Source organism: Pseudomonas sp. LJDD11 (genome assembly GCF_024584215.1).
In the GTDB taxonomy this organism is placed as follows: domain Bacteria; phylum Pseudomonadota; class Gammaproteobacteria; order Pseudomonadales; family Pseudomonadaceae; genus Aquipseudomonas.
The window spans coordinates 183,491-206,035 of sequence record NZ_JANJFL010000008.1 but is presented as its reverse complement, the minus strand read 5'-3'; the positions used below and the strand labels follow the sequence as shown (position 1 = coordinate 206,035).

Annotated in this window: 16 protein-coding genes; 1 reads left to right on the top strand and 15 read right to left on the bottom strand. The window is 56.9% G+C overall.

Annotation, left to right across the window (positions count from 1 at the left end; all coding sequences use genetic code 11):
• Positions 1-179: 179 nt before the first annotated feature.
• Positions 180-1,397: a bifunctional glutamate N-acetyltransferase/amino-acid acetyltransferase ArgJ gene (gene argJ, locus NRB16_RS12485; RefSeq protein ID WP_045488057.1), complete on the bottom strand. Its 1,218-nt coding sequence runs from the start codon at positions 1,395-1,397 to the stop codon at positions 180-182.
• Positions 1,398-1,507: 110 nt separating this feature from the next.
• On the bottom strand, positions 1,508-4,249 hold the full coding sequence (secA, locus tag NRB16_RS12480) for a preprotein translocase subunit SecA (protein ID WP_045488054.1): 2,742 nt from the start codon (positions 4,247-4,249) through the stop codon (positions 1,508-1,510).
• Positions 4,250-4,558: 309 nt separating this feature from the next.
• Here secA and NRB16_RS12475 point away from each other — a divergent pair, with 309 nt between their 5' ends.
• Entirely contained in the window at positions 4,559-5,014 is a 456-nt protein-coding gene (locus NRB16_RS12475; RefSeq protein ID WP_253113112.1) for a DUF721 domain-containing protein, read from the top strand.
• A 9-nt stretch (positions 5,015-5,023) separates the two neighbouring features.
• Here the strand turns inward: NRB16_RS12475 and NRB16_RS12470 are convergent, their stop codons facing one another.
• The 13 genes from NRB16_RS12470 to wbpA form a co-directional block, all read right to left on the bottom strand.
• On the bottom strand, positions 5,024-6,274 hold the full coding sequence (locus NRB16_RS12470; protein ID WP_257106239.1) for a glycosyltransferase family 4 protein: 1,251 nt from the start codon (positions 6,272-6,274) through the stop codon (positions 5,024-5,026).
• Complete coding sequence (locus NRB16_RS12465; RefSeq protein ID WP_257106238.1) at positions 6,271-7,518, bottom strand: glycosyltransferase; 1,248 nt, start codon at positions 7,516-7,518, stop codon at positions 6,271-6,273. Before NRB16_RS12465 ends, NRB16_RS12470 begins: the two co-directional genes overlap by 4 nt.
• Positions 7,505-9,418 carry an asparagine synthase (glutamine-hydrolyzing) gene (gene asnB / locus NRB16_RS12460; RefSeq protein ID WP_257106237.1) on the bottom strand — a complete coding sequence of 638 codons (1,914 nt, stop codon included), beginning with the start codon at positions 9,416-9,418 and terminating at the stop codon, positions 7,505-7,507. The genes NRB16_RS12465 and asnB overlap by 14 nt, the downstream gene beginning before the upstream one ends.
• Positions 9,419-9,487: 69 nt before the next feature.
• Positions 9,488-10,687 carry a glycosyltransferase gene (locus tag NRB16_RS12455; protein ID WP_253139281.1) on the bottom strand — a complete coding sequence of 400 codons (1,200 nt, stop codon included), beginning with the start codon at positions 10,685-10,687 and terminating at the stop codon, positions 9,488-9,490.
• A gap of 36 nt (positions 10,688-10,723) precedes the next feature.
• Entirely contained in the window at positions 10,724-11,689 is a 966-nt protein-coding gene (locus NRB16_RS12450; protein WP_257106236.1) for a hypothetical protein, read from the bottom strand.
• Positions 11,690-11,755: 66 nt separating this feature from the next.
• Positions 11,756-14,713, bottom strand: a complete 2,958-nt coding sequence (locus tag NRB16_RS12445; RefSeq protein WP_257106235.1) for a glycosyltransferase — start codon at positions 14,711-14,713, stop codon at positions 11,756-11,758.
• Positions 14,710-16,494, bottom strand: a complete 1,785-nt coding sequence (locus NRB16_RS12440) for an ABC transporter ATP-binding protein (protein ID WP_257106234.1) — start codon at positions 16,492-16,494, stop codon at positions 14,710-14,712. Before NRB16_RS12440 ends, NRB16_RS12445 begins: the two co-directional genes overlap by 4 nt.
• Positions 16,487-17,269, bottom strand: coding sequence for an ABC transporter permease (locus NRB16_RS12435; RefSeq protein ID WP_045488033.1), 783 nt, complete (start codon positions 17,267-17,269; stop codon positions 16,487-16,489). The genes NRB16_RS12440 and NRB16_RS12435 overlap by 8 nt, the downstream gene beginning before the upstream one ends.
• Positions 17,266-18,351 (bottom strand): non-hydrolyzing UDP-N-acetylglucosamine 2-epimerase, encoded by a 1,086-nt coding sequence (wecB, locus tag NRB16_RS12430; RefSeq protein ID WP_257106246.1) that lies wholly within the window; start codon positions 18,349-18,351, stop codon positions 17,266-17,268. The genes NRB16_RS12435 and wecB overlap by 4 nt, the downstream gene beginning before the upstream one ends.
• The gene (locus tag NRB16_RS12425) at positions 18,348-19,442 is read right to left on the bottom strand and encodes a DegT/DnrJ/EryC1/StrS aminotransferase family protein (RefSeq protein ID WP_045488026.1); all 1,095 of its coding nucleotides are present in this window, start codon (positions 19,440-19,442) and stop codon (positions 18,348-18,350) included. Before NRB16_RS12425 ends, wecB begins: the two co-directional genes overlap by 4 nt.
• Complete coding sequence (locus NRB16_RS12420) at positions 19,439-20,023, bottom strand: acyltransferase (RefSeq protein WP_253139293.1); 585 nt, start codon at positions 20,021-20,023, stop codon at positions 19,439-19,441. Before NRB16_RS12420 ends, NRB16_RS12425 begins: the two co-directional genes overlap by 4 nt.
• Positions 20,024-20,030: 7 nt before the next feature.
• Complete coding sequence (locus tag NRB16_RS12415) at positions 20,031-20,978, bottom strand: Gfo/Idh/MocA family protein (RefSeq protein WP_045488021.1); 948 nt, start codon at positions 20,976-20,978, stop codon at positions 20,031-20,033.
• Positions 20,979-20,995: 17 nt separating this feature from the next.
• The gene (wbpA, locus tag NRB16_RS12410; RefSeq protein WP_253139520.1) at positions 20,996-22,306 is read right to left on the bottom strand and encodes a UDP-N-acetyl-D-glucosamine 6-dehydrogenase; all 1,311 of its coding nucleotides are present in this window, start codon (positions 22,304-22,306) and stop codon (positions 20,996-20,998) included.
• Positions 22,307-22,545: the final 239 nt, after the last annotated feature.

The window sequence follows — 22,545 nt, the reverse complement described above, 5'->3', positions numbered from 1 at the left end:
GTCGGTGTATACCTGAAAGGTCATCAGCAGTGCCGCTCGCAGGACGTGAGGCGCGCAGTAACCAGCAGAAGTCGCACGGATGACCAACGATCAGGTGCCGCGACATGTTACATGGCTCACAGGGTTGAGCCGGATGGGCGATGTGCCGCTCCTGTACAACAGACAGGAGCGGCTACCAATCAGGTGCGGTATTCGGCGTTGATCTTCACGTACTCGTGAGACAGGTCGGTGGTCCAGATGGTCTCGCTGCAATCACCACGGCCCAGCTCGATGCGGATGGTGATTTCTTCGCGGGCCATCACCTCGGAGCCCTGGGCTTCGGTGTAGGTCGCGGCGCGGCCACCCTTGCTGGCGATGCACACTTCGCCGAGGAACACGTCGATCTTGCTGACATCCAGGTCCGGCACGCCAGCACGGCCAACGGCAGCCAGGATCCGGCCCCAGTTCGGGTCCGAGGCAAACAGTGCGGTCTTGATCAACGGCGAATGCGCTACGGCGTAGCCGACATCCAGACACTCTTGGTGGTTGCCGCCACCGTTGACTTCGACAGTCACGAACTTGGTAGCGCCTTCACCATCACGGACGATGGCCTGGGCCACTTCCATGCAGACGTCGAAAACGGCTTTTTTCAGTGCCTCGAACAACGGGCCTTTGGCTTCACTGATTTCTGGTACATCAGCCTGCCCCGTGGCAATCAGCATGCAGCAGTCGTTGGTCGAGGTATCGCCGTCGATGGTGATGCGGTTGAACGACTTGTTCGACCCGTCGAGGATCAAGTCCTTCAGCACGCTCTGCGCAACTTTGGCGTCGGTGGCGATGTAGCCGAGCATGGTGGCCATATTCGGGCGGATCATGCCCGCGCCCTTGCTGATGCCGGTCACAGTGACCGTCACGCCTTCGTGCTGGAACTGACGGCTGGCACCCTTGGGCAGAGTATCAGTGGTCATGATGCCAGTGGCAGCAGCAGCCCAGTTGTCGACCGACAGATCGTCCAGGGCGGCCTGCAGAGCGCCTTCGATCTTTTCGACCGGCAGCGGCTCACCGATTACACCGGTAGAGAATGGCAATACGGCCTCAGCAGGCACGCCGGTCAGCTGTGCGAGCTTGTCGCAGGTACGCTTGGCCGCGATCAGACCTGGCTCGCCAGTGCCGGCGTTGGCGTTGCCGGTGTTGGTCAGCAGGTAGCGAACGCTGCCCTGAACGCGCTGTTTGGCAATGATCACCGGCGCCGCGCAAAAAGCGTTGAGGGTGAAGACACCGGCAACGCTGGAGCCTTCGGCACAGCGCATCACCACTACATCCTTGCGCCCCGGACGCTTGATACCGGCCGAGGCGATACCCAGTTCAAAACCGGGAACCGGGTGCAATGTAGGCAAAGGACCAAGACCAACAGCCATGCGTGCGCTCCTTGAGCTTTATCTGCGCCGTCCGCTCATCGGTACGGCGATCAATGGTAAAACGCCGCGACGGCAAGACCGGTCGCGGCGTGGGTGTAAACGCTCAGAACTTAACTGATCTGACCGTGGCAGTGTTTGAATTTCTTGCCCGAACCACACCAGCACACTTCGTTACGACCCAGCTTCTGGTCGTTACGCACCGGCGCGCTGGCCACAGCAACCTCGGCGCCCTCCTCAACCTCGCCAGCGGCTACCTGTTCAAGACCTGGCGCTTCGGCATGCTGAAACTGCATGCGCTGAGCCAGCTCTTCGGCGTCGCGGCGCAGACGGGCTTCTTCTTCCTCGGGGTCTTCGCGGCGGACCTGAACGTGCGACAGCACACGGATGGTGTCGCGCTTGATCGAGTCGAGCAGTTCCTGGAACAGGTTGAACGACTCGCGCTTGTACTCCTGCTTCGGGTTCTTCTGCGCATAACCGCGCAGGTGGATGCCGTGGCGCAGGTGATCCATGGTCGACAGGTGGTCTTTCCACAGGTCGTCGAGCACGCGCAGCAGAATCTGCTTCTCGAAGGTGCGCAGCGCGTCGGCACTGGCCTGCTCTTCTTTCTCGTTGTAAGCAGTCAGCAGTTCGGCCAGCAGTTTTTCACGCAGCGTCTCTTCGTGCAGGTGGTCGTCTTCGTCCAGCCACTGCTGCACAGGCAGCTTGACGGCAAAGTCCGACACCAGCGCAGATTCCAGGCCAGCCACGTCCCACTGCTCGGGCAGCGACTGCGGTGGAATGTGCTGGCTGATCAGGTTGTTCAGCACTTCTTCGCGGAACTCGGCAATGGTGTCGCCAATGTTGGTGGCCGACAGCAGGCTGTTACGCATGTGGTAGATCACTTTACGCTGCTCGTTGGCAACGTCGTCGAACTCCAGCAGTTGCTTGCGGATGTCGAAGTTACGGCCTTCGACCTTGCGCTGAGCCTTCTCGATGGCGTTGGTCACCATGCGGTGCTCAATGGCCTCACCAGACTGCATGCCCAGCGCCTTCATGAAGTTCTTCACCCGGTCAGAGGCAAAGATGCGCATCAGGCTGTCTTCCAGCGACAGGTAGAACCGGCTGGAACCGGTATCGCCCTGACGGCCGGCACGACCGCGCAACTGGTTGTCGATACGACGCGATTCGTGACGTTCGGAGGCGATCACATGCAGACCACCGGCCTCGATCACTTGCTGGTGACGCTTCTGCCAGTCAGCCTTGATCTGGGCGATCTGCTCAGGCGTCGGGTTCTCCAGGTTGGCGACTTCGACTTCCCAGTTACCGCCGAGCAGAATGTCGGTACCACGACCGGCCATGTTGGTGGCGATGGTCAGCGCGCCCGGACGGCCCGCCTGGGCGATGATCTCGGCTTCTTTTTCGTGGAACTTGGCGTTGAGAACCTTGTGATCGATGCCTTCCTTGCGCAGCAGGGCCGACATGTGTTCCGAGGTCTCGATGGTCGCGGTACCGACCAGGATCGGCCGGTTCTCGGCCACACAGGCCTTGATGTCGGCGATGATCGCGGCGTACTTCTCTTCGGCGGTCAGGTACACCAGGTCATTGAAATCCTTGCGCGCCAACGGCTTGTTGGGCGGAATGACCATCACTTCCAGGTTGTAAATCTGCTGGAATTCGAACGCTTCGGTGTCTGCCGTACCGGTCATGCCAGAAAGTTTGGTGTACAGGCGGAAATAGTTCTGGAAGGTGGTCGATGCCAGGGTCTGGCTCTCGGCCTGGATGTTCAGGTTTTCCTTGGCCTCGATGGCCTGATGCAGGCCTTCGGACAGGCGACGGCCGGGCATGGTCCGACCGGTGTGCTCGTCAACCAGCAGCACCTGACCGTCCTGGACGATGTACTCGACGTTGCGGTTGAACAGCTTGTGCGCGCGCAGACCGGCATAAACGTGGGTCAGCAGGCCCAGGTTGTGCGCCGAGTACAGGCTCTCGCCTTCGGCCAGCAGGCCGGCCTCGGTGAGCATCTCTTCGATGAACTGGTGACCGGCCTCGTTGAGTTCAACCTGGCGGCTTTTCTCATCGATGCTGAAGTGGCCTTCCTGGGTCACCTGGCCTTCGACTTCCTCGATGTGCTGACGCAGCTTTGGAATCAGGCGGTTGATTTCGGTGTACAGGCGCGAGCTGTCTTCGGCCTGGCCGGAGATGATCAGCGGCGTACGGGCTTCGTCGATCAGGATCGAGTCGACTTCGTCGATCACGGCGAAGTTGAGTTCACGCTGGAATTTGTCTTCGACACTGAACGCCATGTTGTCGCGCAGGTAGTCGAAACCGAATTCGTTGTTGGTGCCGTAGGTGATGTCGGCGGCGTAGGCTGCGCGCTTCTCTTCCGGCGGCTGGAATGGCGTGACGATGCCTACGGTCAGGCCGAGGAATTCGTACAACGGACGCATCCAGTTGGCGTCACGCCGGGCCAGGTAGTCGTTGACCGTGACCACGTGCACGCCCTTGCCGGACAGCGCGTTCAGGTAGACACCCAGAGTACCGACCAGGGTCTTGCCCTCACCGGTACGCATCTCGGCGATCTTGCCCTCGTGCAGGGTCATGCCGCCAATCAGCTGGACGTCGAAGTGGCGCATGCCCATCACCCGCTTGCCGGCTTCACGCGCAACGGCAAAGGCTTCAGGAAGCAGTTGATCGAGGGTTTCGCCTTTCGCTATGCGGGCCTTGAACTCTTCGGTCTTGGCGCGCAGTTGCTCGTCCGAAAGAGCTACCATTTTCTCTTCGAAGGCATTGACGATCTGTACCGTCTTGAGCATGCGCTTTACTTCACGCTCGTTCTTGCTTCCAAAAAGTTTTTTTAACAAAGGCGCAAACATATCGACAGGATCTTCCACACATAGGAATGGAGGGCGGCCCCGTGAGTCGCCCGTGCGACCCTCATGGTCGCATGCGAACGAGCATTCTACCCGGAAACGATGGTGAGGAAAGTGGCGTTATTCCACGATGCTGGCACAGCGCTGTTAGGGGGCAGTGTTTCAATGGGGGCTTTTTATCCGACTTCAAGGCTCGACGTTGATGAAACTTGTCACCCGCCTCGTTCGCAGCCCGGCACAGCAGCAGCCCGCCGGGCAAGCACGCCACTTTCTGTTAATATTGCAGCCTCGCTTTCCCAAGGCAACGCATCAATGGCCTTCCGCCCCCTCGACGCCCGCTCCCCTGCCGTACTGCTACGTGACGCCAAGCCGCTACGGGCGATTTTCCGCCAGGCCGAGCGCCTGACCCATCTGCAGCGCCTGCTTGAAAGCCAGTTGCAACCGGCAGCCCGCGAACACTGCCGGGTGGCCTCCTGGCGCGAGGGTTGTCTGCTGCTGGTAGTGACCGACGGCCACTGGGCCACGCGCTTGCGTTACCAGCAACGGCGGCTGCAGCGCCAGCTGGTGATGTTCGACGAGTTCGCCAGCCTGATGCGCATCCAGTTCAAGGTCCAGCCCCCCTCGCCGCCCCAGGGCGCAGCGACCCATACCATCGATTTGTCGATCAGCGCTGCCGAAAACATCCAGGCCACTGCCGAGGGTATCAGCGACCCCAAACTGCGCGCCGCCCTCGAACGGCTGGCCAGCCACGCCACCCCCAAGCCATAGCGCTGGTCATTAGCCACTGGCAGGGGCCTTGAGTGCCACACGGCAAGAATCCAGCAATAGCTGTTCCATAGCCCGACGGTTGACTGCTGCATCAAAGTGCTCGCGTACATAGGCCTGGCCACGTCGGCCCATCAACAAACATTTTTCCGGATCATGGCGCAGTTGCTCGATCAGCTCGGCAAGGTGCTGGCCGTCGTTGGCGGAAAAGTTCAGGCCGGCGCCAGCTGCCTTGACGATTTGTCCGGCCTCCCCGGCCACGCCGCACAGCACTGGCCGCGCACAGGCCATGTAATCGAGCAGTTTGGTGGGGATTGCCCCCCGAAACAGCGGAATATCCAGCAACGTGACAACACACAGGTCGGCAGCGTTAATGTAGGCCCGCGCCTGATCCTTGGGTATGGGCGGCAAAATCAGCACGTTATCGAGCCCCAGCGCCTGTGCGCGCGCCTGTATGCAGGGCTTGCGCATGCCATCACCAATCAGCAGGTAACGCACCGGCTTGCCGTGGCTTTGGCGTGCGGCATCGAGGACCACATCCAGATTATTGGCCTCGCCCATCGCCCCCAGGTACAGAACGATATGGCAGTCTTGCCAGCCCAATTGACGGCGTATCAGCTGCCCGGCCGGCAGGTCGGTAAACAACATGTCGCGGTCAACGCCGCAGGTCACTACCTGCAGTTTTTCGGCGGGCCAGCCACGGGCGACGATGTCATCGCGTATTCCCGTGGTCAGCGCGACAATTCGCACCGCCTGGTTATAGAGCAGCCGCTCCATCCATGACATCACTGAAATCAGCAGCCGGTTGCGCAGGATCCCCATCTGCACGGCAGACTCCGGCCACAGGTCGCGCACCTCCAGGACCAGCGGGATACCGCGTAGTTTGCATACCAGCCAGGTCGAAAACATCGGGAAGATCGGCGGCGAGGAAGCCAGTACGACGTCCGGCCGGCGCATGCCCAGCAGGCCCAGCGGAGCGCTCAAGGAAAACGAGATAAAACTGAGCAGGCGACCTGAATAGCTACGGTGCAGTTGGGTATAGGTGAAGGTGCGAATAACCTTGACTGCCCCATCGCGCTCACGGCGCAACAGACGCCGGTACCAGGGCAGCACAGCCGGATCGGCCTGCATATAGCCGGTCTCACCGGATACTACCGTCACTTCATGCCCTTGCCCGGCCAGATGCTGGGTCAACTCGAAGACCAGCGAATGCCCTGGCGCCTGATGGCCTTGGTAATACTGATAAACCACTGCGACTTTCATCGGAGTTCCTCATAGATCTGCTTGAGCTTCTCGCCTTCACACTGCCAGCTCTGAGTCTGGCGTACCTGTTCCACGGTATTGCGCCAGGCCTGCAAGCGGGGTCGATCAGCGAACAGATCATCGATTGCAGCCGCTAGACGGGCCACACTGCTCAGGTCCTCGACCTTGCCAATCTGCTGGTCATGGACCAGGCGGCGCAGTTCAGGAAGATCACTGGCCAGGATTGGCAAGCCAGCCGCAATGAACTCGAACAGCTTGTTAGGGGTGCAGTAATAGTTGTTCAGGCAAATGGGCTGATAAGGGATGATTCCGGCATCGGCCGCGCTACTAATCGACAGCAACCGGGCCTGGGGCACTGCCCGATGCAGATGCACCCGATCCTGTAGCCGCAGGCGGACCACCGTGCGCTGCAGCGCCTCGGCCAGTTGGCCATCACCCAGCAGAACCAGGTGCACATCGCTGCTCTTGAGCAAGGCCATGGCCTGCACCAGTTGCCCCAGATGGCGACCGGCTGACAAGCCGCCCTGAAACAGCAGAATTCGCTGGCCGGCCGCAATGCCAAAATGCTCATGCAAGTAGTTGGAACGCGGCGGCAACGGGCCGATACGCTCAGCGTTATGGATGACCGACACCCTGGCCAACCCATAGCGCCTTTGCAACTCACCGGCAATCGACGGGTTGACGGTGATCACCCGGTCGCAGGCTGATATATGTCGTTGCTCTATCTGTGCCCAGGTTGCCCGCTGCCAGCGCGCAAACTCCTGCTCGCAATACAGTTCATGGCTGTCGTAGACCAGCCGGGCGCCAAACTCGGCGGCCAAGGCACGCCCGACGGCCAGCATCGGCAGATCGTGGGCAACCACCACCTCGGCCAAATGCCTACGGCCAGTTGCCAGAAACAGGTTCAGATAGAAGCGCTCCTGATCGACTACAAAGCGCCAGGCCGCCGATTTCAGCAGCCGCATGAACCAGCCATTCATCGGCAGGTAACGGCGCACCAGGCGGTAGAATTCCAGAACGCGGTTTTCACGGCGTACTGCCGCCTCACTGGCAGAACCAATGCGCAAGACTCGCGAGTCGTCCGGGGCACCCGCTTCATCGAGCGGCATGGCCAGAATCGTCACCTGCCAACCAGCCTCTTGCAGGCTGTCGGCCTGCAATATGATCCGTCGATCAATCTGCCGATCGTTGCAGAGCATCAACACCCGGCGCATTTCAATCACCTCCAGGCTACGCATCTGCATCGATGAAGTTGCGGTGCCACAGTTCAAGACACAGCAGCCCCCACACCACCCGGCCGAACTCTCGCTCGCACCCCAGGGCTTTTTCGACCGCGGCCACGTTATAAAGACCGCGCTGGCGGGCCCGCTGGCCAAGCAGGGTGTCGCGGACAAAATCCCGGGCCACACCTTTGGTCCACTGGGTCAAGGGAGTCGGAAACCCCATCTTGTCCTTGCGCTCGAAAATGCTCGTCGGCACGGCGCTGCGCACCGACTCCTTGAACAGGTGTTTCATCCGCCCATTGGCAAACTTGACGTTGGGAGGGATGGTCGCCATGAACTCGACAATCCGGTGATCGAGCAACGGCACCCGCGACTCGATGGACGCCGCCATACTGGTGCGGTCCTCGACATGCAGCAGCGCTGGCAACGAACCCTTCAGGTCGAAGTAGGTCATCTGGTTGACCAGCGAGTGCAGCCCATCGCGGTTGAAGATGCGCTGGAACGACGCCAAGGGCGAGTAATCACCATTACCGCGCAACACGTCCTGATTGAACAGCTGGCTCATGCCCTCGCTGCGATCCAGCAAACGGAAGTAACGCAGGTCATGGGCGCCAAACAGGCCATCCTTCCACAACCCCTGGAGCATCGGCTGATAGCTGGCCAGCAGCGGCAGGTTAGGCACGATTGACTCCAGCGATACCGCATAACGCCGCTGGCTGGCAGTCTGGTAAATGGCCCCGGACAGGCACTTTTCCAGGTAGGCCGCCATGTAACGGGCGTAACCGACAAACAGCTCATCACCGCCCTGCCCGCCCATGACGACCTTCACATGCTGGCTGGCCAGTTGCGCAACGTAATACTGTGGAATCACCCCTGGACCGGCCACCGGCTCGTCCATGAAATGCATCAGACGCGGCAGTAGATCAGCCAATTCATCACCGGCCGGAATGTAGACTTCGTTGTAGGCCGTGCCGGCAAATGCCGAAACCTCCTTGGCATAGCGTGTCTCATCGAACTGCGGACCTTCGTGAAACGCCCCGGTAAAGGTGTTTATCGACTCACTGCCGAGCATGCGCGAGGCCAGGCAAACGATGGCACTTGAATCCAGACCACCAGACAGGTGGGCCCCCAATGACACATCCGAACGCAGGTGCAGGCGAATCGAATCGTCGATCAGGCCTGACAGCGTATCGATGAAATAGCGCTCGTCATGTTCTTCGTCGATGTTGTACTGCACATCCCAATACTGGCGGCAGCGGATCCTGAGGGCATCGCCTTGATACCAGGCCGTCAGGCAATGACCGGGTTCGAGCTTTTCAATACCTTTGAACAGGGTTTTCTGATCGAGACAGAACTGGAAGGTCAGGTAATCCTGCAAACCTTGGTGGCTAGCCTGGGCCGGCACCGAGCCATCAGCCAGAATCGCCTTGATCTCGGAGGCGAACAGCAGGCGCTTGCCATCAAAATGGTAGTAAAACGGCTTGATGCCAATCCGGTCCCTGGCGCAGAACAGTTTATGTTCATGGCGGTCCCAGATGGCGAAAGCGAACATGCCCACCAGATGATCCACCACCGACTCGCCCCATTCGCGATAGGCGTGCAGCAAGACCTCAGTGTCCGAATAGCTGTGAAGCGGGTGGCCCTTGCCGATCAGTTCACGACGCAACTCCACGTAGTTATAGATCGCCCCGTTGAACACCACGATAAAACGCCCATCTGCGGTGAGCATGGGTTGCTTGCCGTGTTCGGGGTCGATGATGGCCAGGCGGCGATGCCCCAACGCTACAGGCAGGGCAGAGTCCACCCATAGCCCTTCCCCGTCCGGCCCACGGTGAGCAATGGCATTCATCATTCGACGGGTTGAATCCGTGATCGACTCAGCTGATCCCGAAATACTGATAATCCCTGCGATTCCACACATAAAACACCTAAGGTCAAACGGATTAAAGACTGATCCGGGGCAATCGACAGCCAAGCAAAGAGCGCTGGATCAGCCTGTAAATCGTTGGTAGATAGCCAGTAGCTTCTGGCCTTCTACGTCCCAATTGAGATCCTCGCGAGCAACCGCAGCGCCGCGTTTCAAAAATGCCAGGTGCGCCTCATCGGCAAAGAGCTGGTTGACACTGTCGGCAATGGCCTCAGGTGAACCAAGGTCTGCCATCACACCGTTACCGTATTGATTGGCAATATCACGAAGAAAGGGCAAGTCATTGCTGATAAAGGGAAGTTCGGCAATCGCAAATTCGAATAACTTGTTGGGACTGCAAAAGTAGTTATTCTCGTCGACGCCATGGTAAGGAATGATCCCCAGATCGGCATCACAGGTCAGCGCGTGTAACTGGTCAGACGCAACACCGCCGAAGAACAAGACACGGTGGCTAAGATTCAACTCGGCAACTTGATGCTTCAGTGCGTCTTCAAATGCGCCATAGCCCACGATCACAAAATAAATCTGATGGTCAAAACGTGTCGCTGCCTGAACAATTTTTTCAATGCCGCGATGTTCGCAAATCCATCCCTGATACAGCAGAATCCTGGCATCTGCGCTGAGACCAAAACGCTCACGCAAAGGCGAACCCGGCAACACAGGTACTCGCGCCGCAGCATTCATGATGACCTCCGGGGCCGGCACGCAATAACGATCAGCCATCAGCCTGGCGATATAAGGGTTGACCGTAATTGCCACATCCGCCTTTTTTATCAGCGCGGCTTCTTTCTTCTTGTAGCGCGCTTGAACAGCCTTGGGCAGTTGTACCTGAGCATAATATAACTCATGGGCATCATAAATCAGGGGGACCTGGCGGGCAGTTGCCAGTTTGACCGCCGGGGCAAGCATGGGAAAGTCATGCACATGCAAAAGGTCAACCTGATACTCCATCATTCGTTCAAAAATGAAATACTCAAACGAATCAAGGGCTGCATAGCGATTGGCCCAGGCGCGAAACACACGCCATGCCTGGCGGTATATGCCAGAACCGGGCAGCCAGTGAACACGCCTGGCAATTCGTGAAAAACGCGAGTCTTGCCAGTCGAAAGCGAAACGCTCAATTCTAATACCATCATGAACATAAGATTCACGCCGCTGGCATTCAAAGCCCGCCAGCAGGATTACCTGATGCCCCTGACCGACAAGCGTTCTGGCTTCCTGCAGAATACGCCTGTCGATCATTAGATGGTCGGCGGTTGCCATGAGTATATTCATAATAGTTCGTTCAATTCACTGTATTTATTTGCAACCGGCCATATCAAGCTTGCTCGCCAGCGCGTGAGGATCATAAGTTCCGATGCCTATTTGCCCACCTACAGGCACGCCATGCCCTGCAATGCCGTTGTAGTAAAACGCTGGCGGTGAGCTGGCCTCATGAAAATACATGCCATACTTCAAGCGATCCCACAAAACGCCAGTTCCTTTTTCAAACTCAAGCAATGGACTAGTTGAGACCTGCGTCAAATCTCCAGAAGCATTGAAACACAACGCAATCCAGTTCTTTTCGGTTTCCAGAATCAGTACAGGTTTGTTATCGATAGTCACAGCGCCCATGGTATAGAACCCGCTCGGAGCTGAATAAACCGTGCGGATATCCTGCGCGGTGTTTGCCGTAAGCAAAACTGCGGACCTGATGACGTTCGTTCCGTTGATGACACTGCTATAGACAATCAGTGCCTTGCCATTGCTCGTGACAACAACAGGATCAAGCGCATTATCGGCCAACAGCTTTTCAGGGGCTGACCACGACAAGCCATTATCACTGAATGCGTGGTAAACGGCGGTATAGCGACTAGGCTCATCACCGTCTGCAGCCGAAAAATACAGATTGAAAACAGCTTTGCCATTACGACTGGAAACGTTGACAAACGGAAAAGCATAGGCGCCTTTAAAAGGCAGCTTTGATTCATCAAAGATATTGCCTTGCCTCACAAAATTATGGCCTGTCTGCGCCACCGCCAGCTTTATGCGCCAACGTTGGTCATCACCATACGCAGAGTATAAAAGCCCTCTCGCTTCACCCAGGCTATAGACCGACGGATACTCCACATGCTCCGACTCATCCGAACCGGGACTGATTCTGATGATCGGTTCATCCTGCCAGGAAAATATCGGGTTGCCAGTGCCCCCCAAGCCGATATAACCAACCCCTGCAAACGCGACAACCAGCGCCACCAGAATTATCGGCACAGTGTACTTATTCATAACCACCTCAAAAATAGCGCAGCAAAGCCACTCTCATAGCAGCCCTGCCAACGAAACACTCCCCTCTCAAGCGGAGTGTCGAGGGTTGTCCAGTAACGTTGAATAAAGGCCAATTAACCTGTCTGCAATACGAGGTGCGGAAAACCTTAGTTCGGTCACCGCTCTAATAACACGCTCATCGAATCGATCACGATGACTGGCCATTTCCAGCATGCCTTCAGCCAGCTCTTCGACTGAAAGGCCAACAGTAAGACCCAGCAGCGGATGCGTCACAACATCTTCAGGACCTCCACAACGGGCAGTCAGCACGGGTCGACCACAACTCATGGCCTCGATCGCCACCACGCCAAATGTCTCGCTTTCACTGGAAATAACCAGAAAGTCACACTCACGGTAATAGCGCACCAGTTGCTCTCGACTCGCAGCACCGACAAACTCCACAACATCGGCGAGGCCCAGAGCGTGAACCCTCTGTTGCGCGTCATCGACCCCTTCGCCATCTCCAGCAAGCCGCAAGCGTAAATGAGGATGATCGTTGAACGCTCGTGCGAATGCGTTGATTAATACCGGGACCCGCTTGACAGGCACAAAGTGTCCAACCCATAGCATATTGACCAACTGATCACGTTGCCTGGTCTGCGGCAGAAAAAATTCGGTGTTCACCAGGTTGGCGATAACACTTAGACGGGCAGGCGAATCAAGTCGAATCTGATTCTGGATATCACGACACAAAGCAGAACTTACGGCCACGATGGCATCAGCAGCATTCAGTGCTTTTTGCGTCATATGTTTTAGATAAGCTGTTCGCGTCAACAGATTGAAAGGGCCTGTGTGTTCGGTAATAACAAATGGCACCTTGAATTTTCTGGCCAGCCAGCGACCTGCCGTACCATCCGTATAGGCAGTATGGGAATGGACCAACTCGAAAGGAAAATCTTCCCGGATCCATTTCGCCTGGCGCATCATCCCATGGGTATAAGTGGCTGCGTGGGTTTGAAAAGGCAGCGCGCCACTCACCAGGTACGGGAAACGGATAACCGGAACGCTATCGTAGTGTTCCCAAGCGCGAATATTCTGCGCCCTATAGATACTCAATGCATGTTTTACCCGCCGCGGGTCAAGCGTATTTATCCAGAAAGGCTCGCCGCTGACGACACGAGCATCAACACCTTGTGCCCGTAACGCCTTCACTTGCTCATGAACAAAAATACCGCCCACCCGATTGGCTTGACTCGGATACATGTGGGATACAACCAACACTTTTCTATCTTTCCCGGACGCAGCCAGCCCGGTGGTTCCCAGATGGATACTCAATGCCTCAACAAGCACGTGCTGCTCATTGTTTTCAACACTCAACTCCTGAACACGGGCCAGCAGCCGAGTCTTTTTTTCTTCCAGTTCAAACCCTGCGCGCTCCTGATGTTGTGCCTGGGCATACAAATGCTCAAGCTTCAACGCAGCGCTTTCATACTGCAGCTGGAACGCCTCATTGGAGTGGCGCAGCGACTCATTTTCATTGCTCAGACGAACCTGCTCCGAGGTCAGCCGATGCTGCTCACCCAACAGAGCCTCAATCGTCTTGCACTGTTCATCAATCTGTCGCTCTTTGGCCGTCAACACCTCACTCACCTGAGAAAAACACGCTTCAATATCAGCGCGCTTGCTTTCAATCCGGTTGGCGAGTTCATTGGTTTTAATCGCTGACTGAAGAAGATCATTGAATGCTTTGTCTTTATCCTGAACCCTGACTTCGAGTTCATTACGAGCGGTTTCAAGCGACTCGGCAAGTGCTGACAACCTGGCAGAATCACCTTTTATCTGATCCATGACCGGGTCATCACCCAGGCAACAATTCACTATAGCCAGCAAGTCCTGACATTGGCTGGTCAGCTGGAAGCCTAGCTCTGCACTGGGGTGGAGAATCCGCAAGATACAACCATGAGGACCAAATGGAACAGCCGGCAATTCAAGTACCGAGTGTGTGGCATTGGTCACGGGGACATAATGCGCTCTGACATGGTCATAGATCTCAAGCGACTCGAAGTTACCGCTCGTCAACTTAAGAAAGGACGGACGCTTGGTGAGGACCAGCAGACAATAGTCCGGTTCGCTCTGGATACGGTATGCACAACTTGGGTAATTGATCGGATCAGCAAGTTCTACAACGCTGGCAAGCCGAATCCCGGGTTCGTCACCCAACCGCGTAAAACCAGGCGTGATGGTATATTTTTTATCCTGAGCATTACGCTTGAACAGCACGAGTATTTCACTGCGAGGGGGACACTCACGCAGGCCTTGCGCAACCAACATCGCTTGCAGAGATTCGAATTGCCGATAGACCCGTCGCGCTTGATCAGATTGCTCAACAGCCCCGCGCCGCGCTCTGCATTGCGGACAGACCCCATCTTCGAACGGGTAGTCCAATCCTGAAAGCTGACGGGCCAGTTTAAGCAGCTCAGGGTCTGCAAATGTCCAGCGCTCTCCGGAAAACTGGATATCAATGGCTGTAAATTCAGGGCCAAACAGGGACACCACATCGGCGACGGTATAAGCCCGTTGATGTAAATGGGCATGATAGTGGTGTCCGCAGGCAGGGCAATTGATAACCGCGCCCTCAAGCAGCTCTCGATACGGTACAGCCAGCAGAATATAGCGCGCCGATACCCGGGCGATTTCTTTCAGCGCCTGGGAATAAATGACATCGGGCAGATGCTCGATGACATCGCTCGATAGCGTGAGATCAAAGTGCTTGTCAGCAAAGGGAATCGCACACAGGTCCGCAATCACGGCAGGCGCCTCAAGATGCCTGACGGCGGATTCGCTGATATCGCACCCTGTCACATCCCAACGCGGAAACAGCTTATTGGTTACAGTGCCATTGCCGCATCCAGCATCGAGAATGTTCGAAACATCCTCGGGAATCAGGGCAATCAGATCATCGGCGACTGCCAGTTGCTCCGATACCGCATTACGGTTCCAAAGGTCATGCTGAGAGAAGTACAGGATCTCGGAGCGCTCGGTCATTGACTGGCCTCCTGGCTGTTCCAGTCAACAGGGTGCACCACGATCCCTCGCTCCATGCGCTCATCTTCCGGAGCGACGACCCGAATACGATACATGCGGTCTTGCACATCAAGTGGTTTTGCTCCAAGGGCATGCCCTGGGGTCATACCATCGAAAATCCCTATCGAAATGACATAGTCCCCTGCCCCTATCAGCAAAGGGTCGAACCGGGCCTTGACCAGACCTGAACGGTGCTCAGGCGTAGCAGCGACGAACGGTGAAAGCACTTGGGAAATACAGCGACCATCCATACCGTATATGCAGACGATAAACGCCATGGTCGGAATATCGGCTCTGGCTCCCCATCGGATGTTGACGTCAAGGCACTTACCGAACGAAAAGATACAACGCGACACTTGCTCTTGATCGACAAAATCCACTCCGTCAATCCAGGCGCTGCCTTCACCATACTCAAATTCGGAGCGCTTGCTGGGTACCCCGGCATCGGCGTCAACAAGCACGAGCGCAGGTGCACTCAATTCAAAACGCTGGCTGATCACTTGCCCCGCTTCATCGGCAGGACTCACAGATCCAAGAGTGACGTATTCCAACCCGTCGAATATCTGCAAGTAGAGGTTTTCTCCTGCTGCCGCACCGCGATGCCTGATAGTGACCGAGTACTCAGCCAGTTCTCCAAGGCCGAGCGGAACCTTGATACTGATAGGGGCGTGCCTGAACTGGCCACCGCAATCTTTGAACTCACGAAAACCGAGACCATTAACGTCTCTTTTTGGTGGCCCCCAGTTCGTATACCCTTGGGCGGTGAGCAAATGCACACATTGGCTACGGTCATCGTCCAGAGCCTCACCGACCCGCACACGCTCGATAAGCTCTGCATGACGCTCAAGCCGGACCTCATATACGGCAAGTGGGCTCACAGGTGCCGTATCGTTGGCCGAGATCAGGCGCAGAATCGATACTCGATGCTGGTCTGAATCAGTCAGCAGCTCACTGAGTTCACCACGACTGAGCTTCAGGTTTATCGCCCTGAGACGCAGCTCTTGCTGTTTGCGAATTGACGCTGCATAGGCACGACCGATCTCGATAGGATCACCATCAGCGACGATACACCCGCGCTCGATCCAGATCGCCCGGTCACAGATCATCTGTACGGCTGACATGTCGTGAGAAACAAACAGGACCGTAGAGCCCTCGGCCGTCAAGGCGCGCATGCGCTTGGCAGACTTGCCTGCAAAGTAGGCATCACCGGCCCCCAGGATTTCGTCAATGATCAGAATTTCCGGGCGCACGGCTGTGGCCGCAGCAAACGCGAGCCGTGAGTACATACCTGAGGAGTAGGTCTTGACCGGCTTATCAATGAACTCATCGAGCTCGGCAAAATCCAGAACATCTTCCAGAAGCTTCCTGGCACGCGCACCAGTGACACCTTGATAGGCCAAAGATGACAAGACATTGGCGCGTCCGGTGAACTCAGGATGAAATCCTGTCCCAAGTTCCATCAACGCCTGGACCTTACCCCTTACATTCAGATGTCCCTCGGTTGGCTGGATCAGGCCGGCGATCAACTTGAGCAAGGTACTCTTGCCCGCACCGTTACGCCCGATCAGGCCAACACGCTCACCGGGGTTGATCGTCAAGGTGAGGTTACGCGTTGCCCAGAACTCATCGTATGCAGAACGTGCCACCGGCAAGCCAAGCGCTTCGATCATTCGATGACGAGGCGAGCGGAAGATCCTGTACATTTTGGCGATCGAGGCCAGTTCAATAATGGGCTCAGACATGGTCGGAAAATAGCGGCTTCAAGCGAGAAAAAATAAAGCCACCCAACAGCAATGTGGCGACCGAGATGATTGTAAAAATGCCCAGCAACTCCACTTTTACATCACCGACAAATGCCGCATCGCGATACAGCATGATCAAGTAATACAAGGGGTTGGGATACATGAAGGGGATCAGCTCACTCGGGATCATTTCATGCGTGTAGGCAATGGGCGACACCAGCATCAAGAACAGAATAAGCACACCGACCACCTGGCTCAGGTCGGCAACGAACACATTAATGGCTGACAATATCCATATCAGGCCGATGGTGAACATGATCTGCAGAACCAGTATGAGTGGAATCAAAAACTGGCTGCTGTGCACAATTCCGCGGTACCACAAGATACACAGCAACATAAGCAGCCCGACCAGCATGGTCACGCTACTGGCCAGAACCGCTTTTACGGGAATCAACTCGATCGGGAACAAGGTATTCTTGATGAGCCCCTTGTTACCCAGCACCGATCCGACACCGCTGCCCAAGGCTTCAGCGAAACCGAGAAAAGGAACAAGGCCACAGAAGATCAGCAGGACATAGTCAAACGTCCCGAAATGGGCAACGCGCACCTTGTAAATCATGGTGTAAACGACCGCATACAACCCGAGAAACAGTAACGGATAGATGATGATCCATGCAGCACCGAAGACCGTGCCGATAAACCGGCTGCGAATATCCGTTACTGTCGTCGCCCATAGAACATGCTGATGATGCCAGATCATGAATATCGGATTCATGGTGCGGTACACCTCAGACTCGAAACAATCAGCTCGGCAGCACGCCCCTCACCATAAACATGGGTGCATTCCTGAGGCATCGTGGAGTTTTCGGCGGCCATGACAATGGCTTCGCGATGCGCGCCGACCAATTGGTTGAATCCGAGCTGCACCGTTTCGACCCATTCGGTCTCATCACGCAGGGTGATACAAGGTACACCGCAGAAATAAGCCTCTTTCTGCATCCCTCCTGAGTCGGTAAGAATGACTTTGGCCGACAGCTCAAGTGCAAGCATGTCCAGAAAAGGCAGTGGTTCGATTACATGCAGCGATTTCAGGAGGTCTGTCAAACCGTGATGCTGCAACATCTTGCGAGTGCGGGGATGCAACGGCAATACCACTGGCATTTGCTGCGCAATGTCGCAAAACGCAGCCATGATCTCACCCAAACGCCGAGGGTCGTCGGTATTTTCGGCCCTATGGCACGTGGCCAGGGCATACTGGCCTGGATCTACACGCAGTTGTGCAAGAATCCGACTTTGTGATTTCGCCCGCTCCCGGTAATAGAGGGCAACGTCGAACATCACGTCGCCCACGTTGTGTACGCCTTGCTCAATGCCTTCACGCTGCAGGTTTTCAACGGCGCCTTGAGTGGGACACAACAACAGACGCGAGACCCGATCGGCAAGAATCCGGTTGATTTCTTCGGGCATGTGCATATTGAAAGAGCGTAAACCGGCCTCGACATGCGCTACCGGGATATGCAGTTTGACAGCAGCCAATGCGCCGGCCAGCGTGGAGTTGGTGTCGCCGTAGATCAGCACCCAGTCCGGTTGCTCATCGACCAGGATACGCTCGATGCCGTCGAGCATACGGCCGGTCATTGCTCCATGGCTGCCCCCGCCGATTTCCAGGTTGTAGCGCGGCGCCGGGATGTGTAGCTCGTCGAAAAACACCTGGGACATGTTGGGATCGTAGTGCTGGCCGGTATGCACCATCACCTCTTCGACCTGCCCTGGGTGGCGGAGAATCTCTCGGGATACGGCCGCCGCCTTGATGAATTGCGGACGTGCGCCAACGATGGTGAGGACTTTGCAGGTCATGGGCAAACACTCGTTTTCAGTGCCGTGACAATCGACACCTGGACCGACTCTTCCAGATAGGGATGCATCGGCAGGCTCAGGATCTCTTTGGCCAACTGATCGCCGACCGGGAGGTGCGCCGCAGGATCGGCCACCGCAGGCTGGCGGTTCAGCGGTATCGGGTAATGCACGGCCGTCGGTATGCCAGCCTGTATGAGGGTCTGCTGGACCCTTTCACGGTCGGCGACCCGCACCGTGTATTGCGCCCAGGCGCTGGTATTGCCAGCAGCCAGCACTGGCGCGCCATCGACGCCGTGGGCCTGCAATAACGTGCTGTAGCGTTCGGCGACCACCTGGCGCAACTCAAGCTCTTGGTGAAATATCTCCAGCTTGGATAACAGGATCGCTGCTTGCAGGGTGTCAAGCCGGCTGTTCACGCCCACCCGGATGTGGTGGTAACGCAGCTTTTGACCATGCCGGGCAATCTGCCGAACTAGCGCAGCCAACTCGTCATCATCCGTAAACAAGGCGCCGCCATCGCCATAACAGCCAAGCGGCTTGCTCGGGAAAAAACTGGTGCAGGCGATACGGGTCAGCCCACAGGAGCGACGTCCCCTGTAGGTCGCGCCAAAGCTCTGCGCCGCATCCTCGATGACCGTGATGCCATGTTTTGCGGCGATGGCATTGATACGCTCCAGGTCTGCGCACTGGCCAAACAGGGACACCGGGATGATGGCCTTGGTACGCGGCGTAATGAGCGCCTCAAGCGTTGCAGGATCGAGGTTGCAGGTGTACAGGTCGATATCGGCATAGACCGGCCTGGCGCCCAGCAATGCAACGGTTTCAGCGGTCGCGATGTAGGTAAAGCCAGGGGTGATCACTTCATCGCCCGGGCCGACCCCGATAGCCATCAGGGCGATCTGCAGGGCGTCGGTGCCATTGGCCACACTGATGCAGTGCCTGACACCGACAAACATGGCCAGCTTCTCTTCCAGCTCGGCCACTTCCGGGCCAAGGATGTACTGACCATGCGCCAGAACCCGCGCAATGCCTGCATCAATTCGGTCTTTGAGGCGTGCCTGCTGGGTCTTGAGGTCGATGAACTCGATCATGCTTCAGGCTCCTTGTTCAGTAGCCTGCCCCGCAGGCGATAAGTGGCACCGCTGTGTTCACAGCGGGCCAGGCCTTGACCCTCCAGAGGCAACCCCAGTTGCTCGCCAAACTCGCTCATCCAGCCGATCTGCCGGCCTGGAACGCCAACGATCAAGGCATAGGCCGGGACATCGCGATTGACCAGTGCACCGGCCCCGACAAAGGCAAACTCGCCGATGCTCACCCCACAGACGATGGTGCAGTTGGCCCCCAGGGTCGCGCCCTTGCCGACCTGGGTGCTGCGGTACTCGGCCTTGCGCTCGATCAGCGAGCGCGGGTTATAGACATTGGTAAAGACCATGCTCGGGCCACAGAACACACCATCGCCCAGGGTGACGTTGTCGTAGACCGAGACGTTGTTCTGGATCTTGACCTGGTCGCCGATCAGCACCTGGTTGCCGACAAATACGTTCTGCCCAAGCGAACAGTGCTTGCCGATCCGTGCGCCCGCACACACATGCACGAAGTGCCAGATGCGCGTGCCCTCTCCGATCTGTGCGCCATCGTCGACAATGGCGCTGCAATGAACCTCGATAGCCATCACGACCTCAACCCAACAGGCCGTTCAACAAGCGATGACCCTCACCACCGCGCGCGGTTACCGGCGTTGCGCTGCGAATAACTTCGACTGTCTCGACACAGTGCCGGGCGTCTTCGATGCCATAACCCTGACCAGCAAGCACCTTCTGATAGCTGACGGTGTGCAGGTCGGTAAAGCCTTCGGAGAATTCGATTTGCTGGCCATCGACAGTGATCGAGCGCCAGGTCGGTTTACTGCCCCGCACCGCATCGGGCAGGTCATTGGCATCGATTGACAGGAACCAGCGCACCCGCGCGTGCTCGTACTCCAGATAGCCTGCGGCTTTGGATGGGTCGGTAAAGTGCACGACATTGCGTTGCAGCTTGCCGAAGATGAAATGCAGCATGTCGTAGAAGTGCACGCCGATGTTGGTCGCCACCCCGAATGACTTGCGCGGGTCACCCTTCCAGCTCTCCATGTACCACTTGCCACGAGAGGTGACGTAGGTCAGGTCGACCTCGTGCTTGTGCGCAGCACCGCCCTGGACACGCGCCTTGAGGTCGATGATTGACGGGTGATGGCGCAGTTGCAGAATGTTCCACAGTCGGCGGCCGGTCTGCTGTTCGGTGTGCGCCAGGTCGTCGAGCAGATGCAAGCTGGGTACCAGCGGTTTTTCACAGATCACGTCACACCCCAGGCGCAGCCCGGCGTTGATATGAGCGTGGTGCAGGTGATTGGGGCTGCACACCGAGACGTAATCCAGGGCCTTGCCAGGCTGGCGCTTGAGCGACCAGGCATGATCGTAGAAGCGCTCGAACTCGGTGAAAAACTCACTGTGTGGCGACAGGCTGTCGATGACACCCACCGAGTCGTTGATGTCGCAGGCGCTGACCAGTTGATTGCCGGTCTCCTTGATGGCACGCATATGCCGAGGAGCGATGTAGCCGGCAGCACCGAGTAGAGCAAAACGTTGCATGGACAACTCCAGAGGGGTCAGGCTTTTACGATATGGGCTTCGGGCTGGCGATACTTGCCACGGCTGTCGACCAGCAGGCGTGAATGCTGACGGATCAGTTCATAGTCGAAACATGCATGATCGGTCGCCAGCAGTACTGCATCGAATGAAGCCAGGTTGGCCGCTGTCAGCGGTTCACTGTGCAGATCGAAGCAGTGTTCACGCATCTTGGGAAACACCAGCACGTGGGGATCGCTGTAGGCCACCATCCCGCCCTTGGCCTCGATCAGCTCCATGATTTCCACCGAGGGAGACTCACGCATGTCGTCTACGTTTTTTTTGTAGGCGATGCCCAGGACCAGCACCCGGCAGCCCTTTAGCGCCTTGCCACGCTCGTTCAGGCCATCCATGAGCTTGCCGACCACGTATTCGGGCATTGCCCTGTTGACCTCTCCCGACAGCTCGATGAACCGGGTATGCAGGCCGTACTCGCGGGCCTTCCAGGTCAGGTAGAAAGGGTCGATGGGAATGCAGTGCCCGCCCAGCCCCGGCCCTGGGTAATACGCCGTGAAACCGAACGGCTTGGTGGCGGCAGCGTCGACCACCTCGAAGATATCGATGCCCATGCGGTCGGCCACGATCTTCATTTCATTGACCAGCCCGATGTTGACGGCGCGGTGGATATTCTCCAGCAGCTTGGTCATTTCAGCGGCTCTGGTAGAACTGACCGGCACCACCTGGTCGATAGCCTGCTCGTACAGCGCCACGCCGACGGCCAGGCATTGGGACGTGTGCCCGCCAATGACCTTGGGAATAGTCTGTGTCCTGAAATCGGGATTGCCCGGATCTTCGCGCTCTGGCGAATAGACCAGGAAGATCTGCTCACCGACTGTCAGCCCTGCATCCTGTATGCGCGGCAGCAGTTCTTCTTCGGTGGTTCCAGGATAGGTCGTACTCTCCAGGGAGACCACCTGCCCTTCGCGCAAGTAAGGTCTGATCGCATCGATAGTGCTGACCACAAAGCTTATATCTGGCTCGCGATATTTGTTCAGGGGCGTGGGCACACAAAGAATAAGTGCATCGCATTGCGCGGCACGGGAAAAATCCAGAGTAGCCTCGAAACCTGACGCGCGCGCCTGGGTGATAGCAGAGCCCGGTATGTGCTCTATATAACTCAGACCGGCATTAAGCGCGTCCACTTTAGACGCATCTACATCTATACCCAAAACCCTGTAGCCAATCATGTTATAGCGCAACATGAGCGGAAGTCCGACATACCCGAGGCCGACAATACCGATCAATGCCTCTCTGGACTTCAATCTGACCAGGGCACTACTGCATGCATTCAAGTTGGACACCTTTCTCAAATCGAAATAACCACCCCCCTCGCAAAAACTGGATGCAGGAAGCCCGCCCGAAAAAACGCATTGAAGCGTTTTTTTGAGAAACGACCGTGACCCCTCGAAGGATGAGTAGTGCTGTATGTGGCGCCGATCATAACAGCATTACCATTTGTAAAAACCCGATCAAAGGCGAAAGGAACACCAGTCATCCTTTTCCTACAAAACATTCTGACTTTTCACACATT